This window comes from Pseudomonas cistanchae (genome assembly GCF_054483635.1).
In genome coordinates, this window is record NZ_JBTLWN010000001.1 from 758,700 (window position 1) to 771,684 (window position 12,985).

The 12,985-nt window shown below is 61.9% G+C and carries 10 protein-coding genes; 5 read left to right on the forward strand and 5 right to left on the reverse strand.

Annotated elements, in window-relative coordinates; translation table 11 throughout:
• Positions 1-8: 8 nt before the first annotated feature.
• The 3 genes from msbA (at position 9) to ACX0MV_RS03505 (ending at position 5,584) form a co-directional block, all read left to right on the forward strand.
• Positions 9-1,832, forward strand: coding sequence for a lipid A export permease/ATP-binding protein MsbA (gene msbA, locus ACX0MV_RS03495; protein ID WP_458981105.1), 1,824 nt, complete (start codon positions 9-11; stop codon positions 1,830-1,832).
• 93 nt (positions 1,833-1,925) lie between these two features.
• The gene (gene hldE, locus ACX0MV_RS03500; RefSeq protein WP_458981106.1) at positions 1,926-3,356 is read left to right on the forward strand and encodes a bifunctional D-glycero-beta-D-manno-heptose-7-phosphate kinase/D-glycero-beta-D-manno-heptose 1-phosphate adenylyltransferase HldE; all 1,431 of its coding nucleotides are present in this window, start codon (positions 1,926-1,928) and stop codon (positions 3,354-3,356) included.
• Positions 3,357-3,622: 266 nt separating this feature from the next.
• Positions 3,623-5,584, forward strand: coding sequence for an acyltransferase family protein (locus tag ACX0MV_RS03505; protein WP_458981107.1), 1,962 nt, complete (start codon positions 3,623-3,625; stop codon positions 5,582-5,584).
• Positions 5,585-5,598: 14 nt separating this feature from the next.
• Here ACX0MV_RS03505 and ACX0MV_RS03510 read toward each other — a convergent pair whose 3' ends face one another.
• The 4 genes from ACX0MV_RS03510 to ACX0MV_RS03525 all read right to left on the reverse strand — a co-directional run bounded on the left by ACX0MV_RS03510 (position 5,599) and on the right by ACX0MV_RS03525 (position 8,949).
• The gene (locus tag ACX0MV_RS03510; protein WP_458981108.1) at positions 5,599-6,498 is read right to left on the reverse strand and encodes a metal ABC transporter ATPase; all 900 of its coding nucleotides are present in this window, start codon (positions 6,496-6,498) and stop codon (positions 5,599-5,601) included.
• 71 nt (positions 6,499-6,569) lie between these two features.
• On the reverse strand, positions 6,570-7,379 hold the full coding sequence (locus ACX0MV_RS03515) for an aldo/keto reductase (RefSeq protein ID WP_458981109.1): 810 nt from the start codon (positions 7,377-7,379) through the stop codon (positions 6,570-6,572).
• Positions 7,379-8,551, reverse strand: a complete 1,173-nt coding sequence (locus ACX0MV_RS03520; RefSeq protein WP_458981110.1) for an NAD(P)/FAD-dependent oxidoreductase — start codon at positions 8,549-8,551, stop codon at positions 7,379-7,381. The genes ACX0MV_RS03515 and ACX0MV_RS03520 overlap by 1 nt, the downstream gene beginning before the upstream one ends.
• A gap of 65 nt (positions 8,552-8,616) precedes the next feature.
• On the reverse strand, positions 8,617-8,949 hold the full coding sequence (locus ACX0MV_RS03525) for a DMT family transporter (protein WP_458981111.1): 333 nt from the start codon (positions 8,947-8,949) through the stop codon (positions 8,617-8,619).
• Between the two features lie 86 nt (positions 8,950-9,035).
• Between ACX0MV_RS03525 and ACX0MV_RS03530 the strand changes: the two genes are divergently transcribed.
• Positions 9,036-9,911 carry a LysR family transcriptional regulator gene (locus ACX0MV_RS03530; protein ID WP_458981112.1) on the forward strand — a complete coding sequence of 292 codons (876 nt, stop codon included), beginning with the start codon at positions 9,036-9,038 and terminating at the stop codon, positions 9,909-9,911.
• 33 nt (positions 9,912-9,944) lie between these two features.
• On the forward strand, positions 9,945-11,258 hold the full coding sequence (gene waaA, locus ACX0MV_RS03535; RefSeq protein ID WP_458981113.1) for a lipid IV(A) 3-deoxy-D-manno-octulosonic acid transferase: 1,314 nt from the start codon (positions 9,945-9,947) through the stop codon (positions 11,256-11,258).
• A gap of 246 nt (positions 11,259-11,504) precedes the next feature.
• Here waaA and ACX0MV_RS03540 read toward each other — a convergent pair whose 3' ends face one another.
• Positions 11,505-12,947, reverse strand: a complete 1,443-nt coding sequence (locus tag ACX0MV_RS03540; protein WP_458981114.1) for a TolC family outer membrane protein — start codon at positions 12,945-12,947, stop codon at positions 11,505-11,507.
• Positions 12,948-12,985: the final 38 nt, after the last annotated feature.

Below are 12,985 nucleotides of genomic sequence, written 5' to 3' on the forward strand. Positions count from 1 at the left end.
CTTGCCGAATGGCCAATTCTACCCAGCAATCCAGTTTCAAAGTGTATTTGCGGTTGCTGCGCTATGTCGTGCCGTACTGGGGGCTGTTTGCTGTCAGCATTTTGGGTTTCCTCATTTTTGCGTCCACTCAGCCGATGCTCGGCTACATGCTCAAGTTCTTTGTCGACGGCTTGAACAACCCCGATGCCAGCTTTTTTGCCAGCGTCCCCTATCTGAAAGACGTTTCGTGGCTTGGGCAATTGAAGTTGCTGCAGGCGGTTCCGATGCTTATCGTGCTGATCGCCTTGCTCCAAGGCATTGGCTCGTTTCTCGGAAATTACTTTCTCGCCAAGGTATCGCTCGGGCTGGTGCATGATATCCGGGTGACCCTGTTCAACAACCTGTTGACGTTGCCCAATCGCTACTTCGACAACCACAACTCCGGCCATTTAATTTCACGAATCGCCTACAACGTGACCATGGTAACCGGTGCCGCCACGGATGCGATCAAGGTGGTTGTGCGCGAAGGCATGACGGTCATTTTCCTATTCGCCACGCTGTTGTGGATGAACTGGAAATTGACCCTGGTCATGGTCGCTATATTGCCCATCATTGGCTTGATGGTGACGAGTGCCAGCAAAAAATTTCGTAAGCAGAGCAAGAAAATCCAGCTTGCGATGGGCGATGTCACGCATGTGGCTTCTGAAACCATTCATGGTTACAGGGTGGTTCGCAGCTTCGGTGGTGAGGGTTATGAACAGCAGCGCTTCGGCAATGCAAGCACAGAGAACCGCCAGAAGCAGTTGAAAATGGTGAAGACCAGCGCCGTTTATACGCCAAGTTTGCAGCTTGTCATCTACAGCGCTATGGCCGTGTTGATGTTCTTGGTTCTGTTGCTGCGTGGCGATGCTTCAGCAGGTGATCTGGTCGCCTACATCACCCTTGCGGGCCTTCTGCCCAAGCCCATTCGGCAACTTTCCGAGGTCAGCTCAACCATCCAGAAGGGCCTGGCCGGTGCTGAAAGCATCTTCGAGCAGCTTGATGAGGCGCCGGAAACCGATACCGGTACTGTCGAGTGTGAGCGCGTCCAGGGACGTCTCGAAGTGGTCAATCTCAGCTTCCAATATGAAGGCAGCGAGAAGCCCGTGCTGGACGACATCAGCTTCGTTGCTGAGCCGGGACAGATGGTGGCTCTTGTGGGTCGCTCCGGCTCCGGCAAGTCCACCCTGGCCAATTTGATTCCGCGTTTTTACCAGCATGACCAGGGGCAGATCCTGCTTGATGGCGTGGATGTGCAAGCCTACAAATTACGCAACTTGCGCAGGCACATCGCACTGGTCACTCAGCACGTCACGCTATTCAACGACACGGTGGCGAACAACATCGCCTATGGCGATCTTGCTGGCGCACCGATTGAAGATATACGCGGCGCGTCCGAGTCTGCCTACGCCGCCGAATTTATCGAGCAGATGCCCCAGGGCTACGAGACCTTGGTTGGCGAAAATGGCGTGCTGCTTTCCGGCGGGCAGAGGCAGCGGCTGGCGATCGCCAGGGCGTTGCTCAAGAATGCCCCGTTGCTGATTCTCGATGAGGCCACTTCAGCGCTGGACACCGAGTCCGAACGGCATATTCAAGCGGCACTGGACGAGGTGATGAAAGGTCGCACCACTTTGGTGATCGCTCATCGTCTGAGCACAATTGAGAAATCGGATCTGATCCTGGTGATGGATAAGGGACGAATAGTTGAGCGCGGAACCCATGCGCAACTGCTGGCGCTGAATGGCTATTACGCGCGTCTGCATGAGAGAGACTTCGTCGAGGCTGGCCAGTCTTCTCAGGCACTCGAAGATTGACGGGCCACGCCTGAACATTCGCTCGACCATTGAGCCTCTCATTTTCGGCGTTACGTTTATGAATTGCGGCGAACTTGCCGCAGCGGAGTACTTATGAAGTTGACCATGCCCCATTTCAACCAGGCCGCCGTTCTCGTTGTGGGCGACGTGATGCTTGATCGCTATTGGCATGGCGGCACTTCTAGAATTTCCCCGGAAGCGCCCGTGCCCGTGGTCAAGGTCGAGCAGATCGAGGACCGTCCCGGCGGCGCAGCGAACGTGGCGCTGAACATTGCCGCGCTTGGCGCACCAGTCGTGCTGGTTGGCGTTACGGGCGTGGATGAGGCTGCCGATAGCCTGGGTAATAGCCTGCAGGCGGCCGGCGTCCGCACCCATTTCCAGCGCATTGAAAACCAGCCGACCATCGTCAAGTTGCGGGTGATGAGTCGTCACCAGCAACTTCTGCGCATGGATTTCGAAGAGCCCTTCAATACCGACGCAAATGCCCTGGCTACCAGCGTCGAAGCCCAGCTTGTCGGCATCAAGGTGTTGGTCCTGTCCGACTACGGCAAGGGCGCGCTGAAAAATCACCAGGCGCTGGTGCAGTTGGCGTGCAGCAAGGGCATTGCCGTGTTGGCGGACCCCAAAGGCAAGGATTTTTCAATTTACCGTGGCGCTAGCCTGATAACGCCCAACCTGCATGAGTTCGAGACCATTGTCGGGCCTTGCCATGACGAGGCCGAACTGGTTGCCAAGGGCGCCGCGCTGATGAGCGAGTTGGACCTGGGCGCATTGCTGGTGACCCGCGGCGAACACGGAATGACCCTGTTGCGTCCGCAATGCCCACCGCTGCACCTGCCGGCTCGAGCGCGCGAGGTGTTCGATGTCACCGGCGCGGGCGACACGGTGATTTCTACCCTGGCGGCGAGCCTAGCGGCCGGCGAGGAACTGCCTCAGGCGGTGGCACTGGCCAACCTCGCTGCGGGTATCGTGGTCGGCAAACTGGGTACTGCAGCCATCAGCGCGCCCGAGTTGCGGCGCGCCATCCAGCGTGAGGCGGGCTCCGAGCGGGGCGTGCTGAGTCTTGACCAGTTGCTGGTCGCGATTGACGATGCCCGCGCCCACGGCGAGAAAATCGTGTTCACCAATGGTTGTTTCGACATCCTCCATGCCGGCCATGTGACATACCTGGAGCAGGCCCGTGCTCAGGGGGATCGGCTGGTGCTTGCGGTCAACGACGATGCATCGGTCAGTCGCCTGAAGGGCCCAGGCCGGCCGATCAATTCAGTTGATCGGCGGATGGCGGTGCTGGCCGGCCTCGGTGCGGTGGACTGGGTGGTCAGCTTCAGTGAAGACACCCCGGAAAATCTGTTGCGTGAAGTGAAGCCGGACGTGCTGGTCAAGGGCGGCGACTATGGCATCGACCAGGTCGTCGGTGCTGACATCGTCACGGCCTACGGCGGCGAGGTCCGCGTGCTGGGCCTGGTGGAGAACAGCTCCACAACGGCGATAGTCGAGAAAATCCGCAACCGCTCCGACGCTTAAACCATGGCGCGCAGGCTGGAGACTGGTAGTTATCGCTGCTCTGCCCCTGACCGACTTCCAGTCGGGGCTCAAGCAATTTTTCAATTTCTTGTGACGGCTGCTGCCCCGGCCTCGGCCAGAGTCGCCATGCCTGCGGCTGAGTTCCTGTCGGTCCCGGTGGCAAGAAACCGGAACGCTTACGTTCTTGGGTTCGACCCTGCGCGATTCATGCCACGCGGGGCTGGCATTTCCCAACGCTGTAGGTTTGCCCTCGGCGAGGCCGCAGCGTGAATAAGGGCTTTCGCAAAGACATCAACGGTCTGAGGGCCTGGGCCGTACTCGCGGTTGTGCTCTACCACTTTGCTATCCCCGGCATCAGCGGAGGCTTCGCCGGAGTCGACGTGTTCTTCGTGATCTCTGGCTACCTGATGACCGCAATCGTCATCCTGGGTCTTGAGGGGGAGCGCTTCTCCCTGGGCGGGTTCTATCTCGCGAGAGCTCGCAGGATTTTCCCCGCGCTGATTGCCGTTTGCGTGGCCGTTCTGATCGCCGGGTGGTTCTTGCTGATGCTCGACGAGTACCAGCAACTCGGCCGGCATGTGCGCGACAGTCTGCTGTTTATTTCCAATGTGCGTTACTTCAAGGAGTCGGGTTACTTCGACTCGGCGTCTCACGAAAAATGGCTGCTGCACACCTGGTCGCTTTCTGTGGAGTGGCAGTTTTACATGCTTCTACCGGTGCTGTTGCTGCTGGTGTGGAAGTTCTTCCCGGGTAGGCGTAAAGCGCTTCTCGCGTTGGCCGCGGTTTTTGTCGCGTCACTCGTGGTGTGCATCGTCTGGACGCTCGACAACCGGGACATGGCGTTCTATCAGCTCCAGGCCCGTGCATGGGAGATGGCTGCAGGTGGTCTGATCTTTTTGCTCAGCCAGCGCGTTCGGTTGTCCGCGCTTGCTGCACGGTACTGCGAGTGGCTTGGCTTCATCCTGATCGTCGCCACGTTTCTATGGGTCGATGCGCAGAGCCTTTGGCCGGGCTGGCTCGCGCTCATGCCGATAAGCGGCACCTGCCTGGTTCTGCTGGCGGCGCGCGAGCATAGCCACTGGACAGGAACGGCAGCAGCCCAGTGGCTGGGCAGTCGATCCTATTCCATCTATCTGTGGCATTGGCCGCTGGTCGTTGGTCTGGCCAATCTGGAGTTGCTGTCACAGGTCCAATGGGTAGTCGCGGGTATCGCGCTTAGCGTTGTGCTGGGGCACTTTTCGTATGTGCTGATCGAAACGCCGTTACGCAAGCAGTCGCGGGCTTGGCGACCCAGGCGCGAAGCGTTGGCGCTCGTTGCATGTTTGCTGTTGGTTGCAATCGCGGCGCAGCTGATTCGCAAGACGGGCATCCCGGATCGTCTGCCAGCGGAGGTTGCCACGTTTGAAGCGCAACGAGAGAACAGAAATCCGCGACAAGCCGAGTGCCTTGATTCGGGGGAGCCTTGCATCTACGGCGGTGAGGATGTGCAGGTCGTGGTTCTGGGCGACAGTCATGCCGATACCGTCGTGACGGCCCTTGAGGCCAGTCTTCCATCGGAACAGGCGGGTGTCTATTTCCGGGGAATGCCCGGCTGCCTCATGGTGTTCGGTGCGAAGAAAGTCGATGAGGAGCGCACCGGCTGCCTGCAACTGGTTGATTGGCTGGAGGCGGACCATCAAACCCTGTATCCGGGCATGCCCATGGTCCTCATTGATCGCACGTCATTTCATCTATGGGGTGGTCATGATCCTGAAGAGGGCGTGCCGCTTGGAACGCCAGGGGTCTACTTCTCGAAAAAATATGCTGAGACAACACCGGAATTTCTTCAGGAATTCCGTGCGCAATACTTGAAAACAGCCTGCAGCTTGGCGGCGGAGAGGCCGCTTTACCTGATGCGGCCAATACCCGAGATGGGCATAAACGTACCCCTGGCCATGGGGCGCTCGCTGCTTCGTGGGTCGCCGCGTGAGGTATTCATTACCCGCGAGGCGTACCACGCGCGCCACGCGTTTGTCTGGAGCGTGCAGGATGAGGCCCGTGAAAAGTGCGGTGCGCGCATTCTCGATCCGCTGCCCTACCTGTGCGATGACGAGCGCTGTTATGGCAGCAAAGACGGTACTGCGCTGTATTACGACGACGATCATCTGAACGAAGTCGGCAACAGGCTTCTAGTGCCAATGCTGAAAACCATCTTTGCGCCAGCGGTTATCGATAGCGCTGCGCAGTGAGACTGGAGGCTGGTCTAGCTGGCACTCGTTAGCGGCTGCACCAGGTTCTGCTGCCCCAGCCATGTCTTCCAGCTTATTCGCTCGTCGCGTACCAGCCAGCCGTCTTGTGGTGCGAAGCTTTCCGCCAGCCAAAGGCCGCGGGTGTTGGCGCGGATCAACTGGCCTTTGTTCAGGCTCAGCAGCTCCGCGGTTGGCTTGCCGTGCTCCAGGGGGATCAGGTACAGGTCTGGGCGGGTGCGGTTGAGGCGGGCGATCAGCTGGCCTTCTTTCAGGCACTCATCAACATGCAGCAGGCTGAGCTGCTTGATGTCTTTCGGCAGCTGCAGCTGCAAGTCGTAGATCAGTTGCAGCGATGCCGTGGGCGTGTGCACGTAAGCGCGTGGGCGTTCCAGCAATGTCAGGTTGCCGCACTGCACCGGTCGCGCGGCACCGGAGAGCGGGCTCAGGCGAAAGTGCGCCGTTTCCCGATAGCGCAGGCTGTGCTGGTATGGCGTTGGCAGCCAGGTGTCGCCAAAACGACCGCTCAGCCAGCCTTCGGGGGTTTCGAGCAGGCATTCTTCCGCGACTTCCTGAATCGCGGTGAGCAGCGGCAGATTGAGCTCGTGGGCAGGCACATAGCCCGAAATCAGTTTGAGCACGACATCACCACGGTCGGCTCGGCGTTGCCGAACCAGCACCCAGTAGTCACGGCCCTGCCAGTTGAGTGTCAGGCGTACCGATACGCCCAGATTGGCCAGGTCGACGCTAAAGCGCTCGCTATCGGCAATGCTCACGGGCTTACGCCGGTCGAGCATCTGGGCAAAGTTGAGTGGCATACCCAGGCTCTGATAACTGAGCCCGTCGACGCCCGCAGTAACAGACAGCTGCAGCGTTTTGAAGCTGTTTGGGTCTTTGCGGCTCAAGGTACGCGGCATCTCGCCTCCTATCGTGTTGAGCGCCTGGCGGCGGAACAGGAGCTTGGCACACTCAAACGCTTGGCGAATGGTCAGGCAATATCCTGAATTACAGCCGCCGCGGTGGCGACGTTGTGGGCCAGATGGTCCGGGTTGATGGTGCCGATGATCGCGCTGCCGACGGCGGGGTGGGCAAAAATCAGCTCGAAGCTGGCACGTACGGGGTCTTCACCGGCGCTCAGGCAGGCATGGCCGCTGGCGAGGGCCTTCTTGATCAGAATGCCTTTGCCGTGCTGCTCGGCGTAGTCCAGCACCGGTATTTCGCCTTGTTCGTTAAGGTTGTAGGTGACCATCGCGCAGTCGCCCTGCTCGAGCGCCAGCAGTCCGCCTTCAACGGTCTTGCCGGAAAGCCCGAAGCCGCGGATTTTGCCTTCACGCTTAAGCTCGGCCAGGGTTTCGTAGACACCGCAATCGCGCAGGATGGCGACATCGTTGCCGTCCGAATGCACCAGCAGCAGGTCGATGTAGTCGGTCTCCAGGCGCTTGAGGCTGCGCTCGACGGAAAAACGCGTGTGCGCGGCCGAGTAGTCGAAGTGCGAGTGGCCGTTGTCGAACTCTTCACCGACCTTGCTGACGATCACCCACTGCGGGCGTTGGCCGCGTAGCAAGGAGCCGAGCCGGGTTTCGCTGGTGCCATAGGCCGGCGCGGTGTCAATCAGGTTGATGCCCAGGTCATGGGCCTGGGAAAGCAGCCGGCGCACGGTCGCGTCATCGGGAATGCTGAAGCCGTTGGGGTATTTCACCCCTTGATCGCGGCCGATCTTGACGGTACCCAGGCCCAGCGGAGAAACCAGCAGGTCGGTACTGCCGAGCGGGCGATAAAGGTTGTGCAGGCTGTGCATCAGCGCATGTCCTCCCAGGCTGCAGTGGCCAGAGGCGGCTGCGGTAGCGGTGGTAATGGCGGATAGCTGCGCGGTTGAATGCCATCGCGATCCAGCGCGGCGAGCACGCGGTCGGCGAAATCCGGTGCCAACGCCAGCTTGGTCGGCCAGCCAACCAGCAAGCTGCCCTGGTCGACGAGAAAGGCGTTGTCAGGGCGCACCAGGCCGGATTGTGCCGGCTCGGCCCGTTCCACGCGCAAGGTGGACCAGTGTGCGGCGGTCAGATCCACCCAGGGCAGCAGGTCGGCCATTTCCTTCTGGGCGGCCTTGATTTGCGCCGCCTCGTCACGCGCAACGCCGTCGGCTTCGGCCAGGTCGCCGCCCAGGTACCATACCCACTCACCGTCGCCCGCTGGATGGGTGGTGACTGTCACTCGCGGCTTGGGGCCGGCGCCCAGGCAGTGGGCATACAGCGGCTTAAGCATAGGGCCCTTGACCAGCACCATGTGCAGCGGCCGCTGCTGCTGCGCCGGTTGCTGCAGACCCAGGGTCGCGAGCAGTTGCGCATTGCCCTGGCCGGCGCTCAAGACGATGCGCTGCGCGCGAATCTCCCGGCCATCGACGACCAGGCCGACCAGCTCATCATGCTCGCGCAGGGGTTCGATGCTGCTGGCTGCGAGCAACCCATCGGCACTCAATTCGGCCAGTCGCTTGATCAGGCTAGGCACATCGAGCACCAGCTCGGCGAGGCGGTAGACCTTGCCCCTGAACTGCGGGTGTTGCAGCGCGGACGGCAATTGCTCGCCTTTTACCTGGTCGACCCGGCCGCGCACCGCCTTGCTGGCGAAGAAGCTGGTGATGTTGCCGGCCAGGCTCCCTGGTGACCACAGATAATGCGCATCGGAAAGCAGGCGCACGCCAGCCAGATCCACTTCGCCGTTGCCTGCTAGCGCCTCGCGCCAGCGTCGCGGCATATCGGCGATGGCTTCCGAGGCGCCGGTCAGCGCGCCGTGCAGCGCATATTTAGCGCCGCCATGGATGATACCCTGGGACTTCACGCTCTGCCCGCCACCCAGGCTGGCCCTTTCCAGCAGCAGCGTGGCGAAGCCCTGGCGGCGCAGGCGCGCATTTAGCCAAAGGCCGGCAACACCGCCGCCGACGATCAGAACATCAGTGCTCAGAGCCTGGGACATGTACGCGCCTCGTTGCGAAAACTGGCGCGCAGTATAACCCGCTGTGCCGAGCGCGCCTTGTCGGCTCAGTGCCCGGTGCTGTGCGAGAACAGTTGGATCACCGCCACGCCGCTGACGATCAGGCCCATACCGAGTATGGCCGGCAGGTCCAGGCGCTGCTGATAGAGGAACACCGCAGCGATGCTCACCAGCACGATGCCAAGCCCCGCCCAGACCGCATAGGCAATCCCGACAGGGATGGTCTTGACCACCAGGCTGAGCATCCAGAAGGAAATTCCGTAGCCGACCACCACCAGCAGCAACGGGATCGGCTTGCTCAGACCATCCAGGGCTTTCATCGAAGTGGTCGCGATGACTTCGGCGGTGATGGCGATGGCGAGATAGATATAGCCGGTCATGGTGATTCTCCTGGCGTGGTAAGCAGCTAGTCTAGGCATTAACGTGATGGGATAAAGTTGTTACCTATCTGAAGGGGAGATGGGCTGTGCAGTGGAACCTTGAACAAATCCGGCTGTTTGTCGGGGTCGCGGAGGGACAGTCCTTTTCTGCGGTAGCGCGGCGGATGAACCGTGTGCAATCCGCTGTCAGCACCGCGATTGCGTTGCTGGAGGCGGACCTTGGCGTGCTGCTGTTCGAGCGCAGCAGCGGTCGTCAGCCGCGTCTGACCGAAGCGGGTGCCTCGCTGCTGGAAGAGGCGCGGGAAGTTTTGCGTCAGTGCGAGCGGCTGGAGGGCCGCGCGCTGGGATTGGTTCGGGGTGAGGAGGTGCGCCTGCGGCTGGCGCAGGATGAAGCCATGCCCTATCAACCGGTACTGGACAGCCTTGAAGCACTGGCGCAGGCCTTCCCATTGTTGGAGGTGCAGCTGGCCAGCGGCGCCCAGGGCGATGTTGCGCGCAAGCTGCTGGAGCGCCGTGCCGACCTCGGCCTGTTGTTTCACCACGAGCAGATGCCCGAGGCGCTGGAACGCCAGCGCTTGGGCAGCGTCGAGATGGTCACGGTCTGCGGCGCCGGGCATGCCCTGGCGCAGGCGGCCCATGTCGACCGCCGTGAACTGGCGCGTCATCGGCAATTGCTGATGACCCCGCAATACCCGGGCGGCGAGCAGATCAGCCCGTCGGTCTGGCGCACCGACAGCTTTTACGCGATGGCCGAACTGCTGATGCGCAACCTGGGCTGGGCTTGGCTGCCGCGTCACGTTGTGCAGTACCCGACCTATCAGAGCCAGCTGGTCGAACTGCGCAGCGACTGGACGCCGCCACCGCTGGTAGTCGAGCTGGTCTGCCGGCGTGACGAGGCGCTCGGTCCGGCGGCGCTGTGGCTGGCCGAGTGCTTTGCCGATCATCTGCAGGCCATCGGCTGATCGCGACGACCCTCTCTGCTAAGCTGCGCGCCCATGAATAGAGCCCTCTACACGCTGTTGTTCCACCTCGGCCTGCCACTGATTGCCGGGCGTCTGGCCTGGCGTGCCTGGCGAGCGCCAGCCTACGCGAAACGCATCGGCGAGCGCTTTGCCCTTGGCCTGCCAGCGCTGCAGCCGGGCGGTATCTGGATACACGCCGTTTCAGTGGGTGAAAGCATTGCCGCCGCGCCCCTGGTTCGCGAGCTGCTGCGGCGCTACCCGGCGTTGCCGATTACCCTTACCTGCATGACGCCGACCGGCTCGGAGCGGATTCAGGCGATTTTTGCGGGCGCCGAATACCGTGGCCGGGTGCAGCACTGCTACCTGCCCTACGATTTGCCCTGGGCGGCGGCGCGCTTCCTCAAGCAGGCCCAGCCAGTGCTTGCGGTCATCATGGAAACCGAACTCTGGCCCAACCACATCCATCAATGTACCCGGCGTGGCATTCCGATTGCCCTGGCCAATGCTCGGCTGTCCGAGCGCTCGGCCCGCGGTTATGGGCGCTTCGGCGGGCTGACCGCGCCAATGCTCGCCGAGTTGGACCTGATCGCCGTACAGACGCCGGCTGAGGCCGAGCGCTTTCGTCACCTGGGCGCGCGTAGCGGCTGCGTCGAGGTCACGGGATCGATCAAGTTCGACCTGATCATCGAGCCGTCTCTGATAAGCCGCGCTGAGGCGTTGCGCGGGCAGTGGGGGGCAACGCAGCGCCCGACTTGGATTGCCGCCAGTACCCATGCTGGCGAAGACGAAGTCGTGCTGGCGGCCCACCGTGAGCTGCTCAAGCAATGGCCCGACGCGCTGCTGATTCTGGTGCCGCGTCACCCCGAACGTTTCGCCGCGGTGTTCGAGCTTTGCCAGGCGGACTTCACCACGCGTCGGCGCTCCAAGGGCGAGCCGCTGCTCGCCAGCGATCAGGTGCTGCTCGGCGATACCATGGGCGAGCTGATGCTGCTCTACGCCCTGGCGGACTGCGCATTTGTCGGCGGCAGCCTGATAGCGAGCGGCGGCCACAACCTGCTGGAGCCGGCGGCCCTCGGTAAGCCGGTGCTGAGCGGTCCGCACCTGTTCAATTTTCTTGATATCGCCGCGCAGCTGCGTGAGGCCGGTGCTTTGCTGGAAGTCGCCGATGCCCTGAGCCTGGCGCAATGCGTCGATCGGCTCTGGCGTGAACCGGCGACAGTAGAACGCATGCGTGCGGCCGGTTTGGCGGTGATGCAGGCCAATCAGGGCGCTCTTGCGCGCCTGCTGGCGGGGCTAGAGCGATTGTTGACGGGCGGTCAATCGGAGAGGGCCGGTCATTCCCTTTGAAACTGCAATCGCGCGCAGATCGATGGCAATGGCTCAGAGAGAATCCGCCCGATTGGCCCCAGTGATCCCTGCTTGATGCATCTCCGTAGCGTTGGGTATCGCGTCAGCCCTCACGCATTTTCCTGGGTATCGCTGCGCTCAACTCAGGCTACGAGCTTTTGTCGCCCAAACGTAGCTCGGGTTGAGCGCAGCGATACCCGGGAGTGGGACGAGGCTCCCGGCTTCGTCCTCTCCCAGGCTGATGGCTCAGTATTCGGGATTGCCCCGCAACTGCGCCTCGGCGGCCTTAGCCAGATCCGGCGGCAGAAAGTCCTTGTCCGGGTCGTAGTCCGGCTTGAGGAAGTTGCCCAGTGCCTCAAGGTCGGCGGGGCTGAGGGTGCCGGCCGCCTGCTTCAGGCGCAGGTTGTTGAGGATGTAGTCGTAACGGGCGTTGTTGTAGTTGCGCACCGAGCTGTACAGCTGGCGCTGCGCGTCCAGCACGTCGACGATGTTGCGAGTACCGACCTGGTAGCCGATTTCCGTTGCTTCCAGCGCGCTTTGGTTGGAGATGATCGACTGCTTGCGCGCCTGTACGGTTTCCACGTCGGTGTTCACTGCGCGGTGCAGGTTGCGAGTGTTCTGCACCACCTGACGGCGCAGGCTTTCGCGCAGCTGCTCGTTCTGGCTCAGGCGCTGATACGCCTCGCGTACCTGAGAGCTGGTCAGTCCGCCGCTGTACAGCGGGATATTCAACTGCAGGCCGATGGTGCGCTGTTCGGCGTCGCCGCTGTAACGCGGGCTGCCGGCGACGCCGGAGTTGGTGAAGCCGAGGCTGTCGTTGTCACCCTTTTGATAGCTGGCGACCGCATCGAGGGTCGGCGCGTGGCCGGCCTTGCGCTGACGCAGGGTTTCTTCGGCGGCTTCGACCGCGTAGTTGCTGGCCTGCAGATTGAGGTTCTGTGCGGCAGCGGTATCGACCCAGGCTTTCGCATCGTTCGGCGTCGGCGCGAGGATCGGCAGTGTGTGCTGGATGCCTTCGATCGAGTTGTAGTCGCGGTTGGTCAGGGTGATGAGCGCCTGAAACGCATCCTCGACCTCGCGCTCCGCGATGATCCGGTTGGCGCGGGCGGTGTCGAAACCAGCCTGAGCTTCAAGCACGTCGGTCTTGTCCGACAGGCCGACATCGAAGCGCTCGTTGGCCTGATCGAGCTGGCGCTTGAACGCCGCCTCCTCAGCCTTGGTTGAGGCCATGTTGTCCTGCGCGCGCAGCACCGAAAAGTAGGCATCGGCACTTTGCAGAATCAAATCCTGCTCGGTCGCCGACAGCTCCAGCGCAGCCTGCTCGCTCACCGCTTCGGCGGCTTGCAGCTGGAACCAGCGGTCCGCACGGAACAGCGGCTGGCTGAGGTTGGCCTGGTACACCGTGCCGCTGCGCGAGGTGCTGAATGCTGGCGAGTCGATCTCGGTGCGCGTGTCGTTCAGGCTGGCACCGGCCGACAGGTTGGGCAGCAGGCCCGAACGAGCCTGCGGCACCACTTCGCGACGCGCCTGGTAATCAGCGCGGGCTGCGGCCAGATCGGCATTGTTGTTGGCCGCTTCCTGGTACACGGTCACAAGGTCCGTCTTGGTCGGTGGTGGGGCTTGTTCGGCCCAGGCCAGTCCGGCGCAGGCGTAAGCCACGGCAAGGGTCAGCGGGATTTTGCGCAGCATGTCGGGCAGTCCTGAGTTTGGCGGTAATCGGCAAGGCT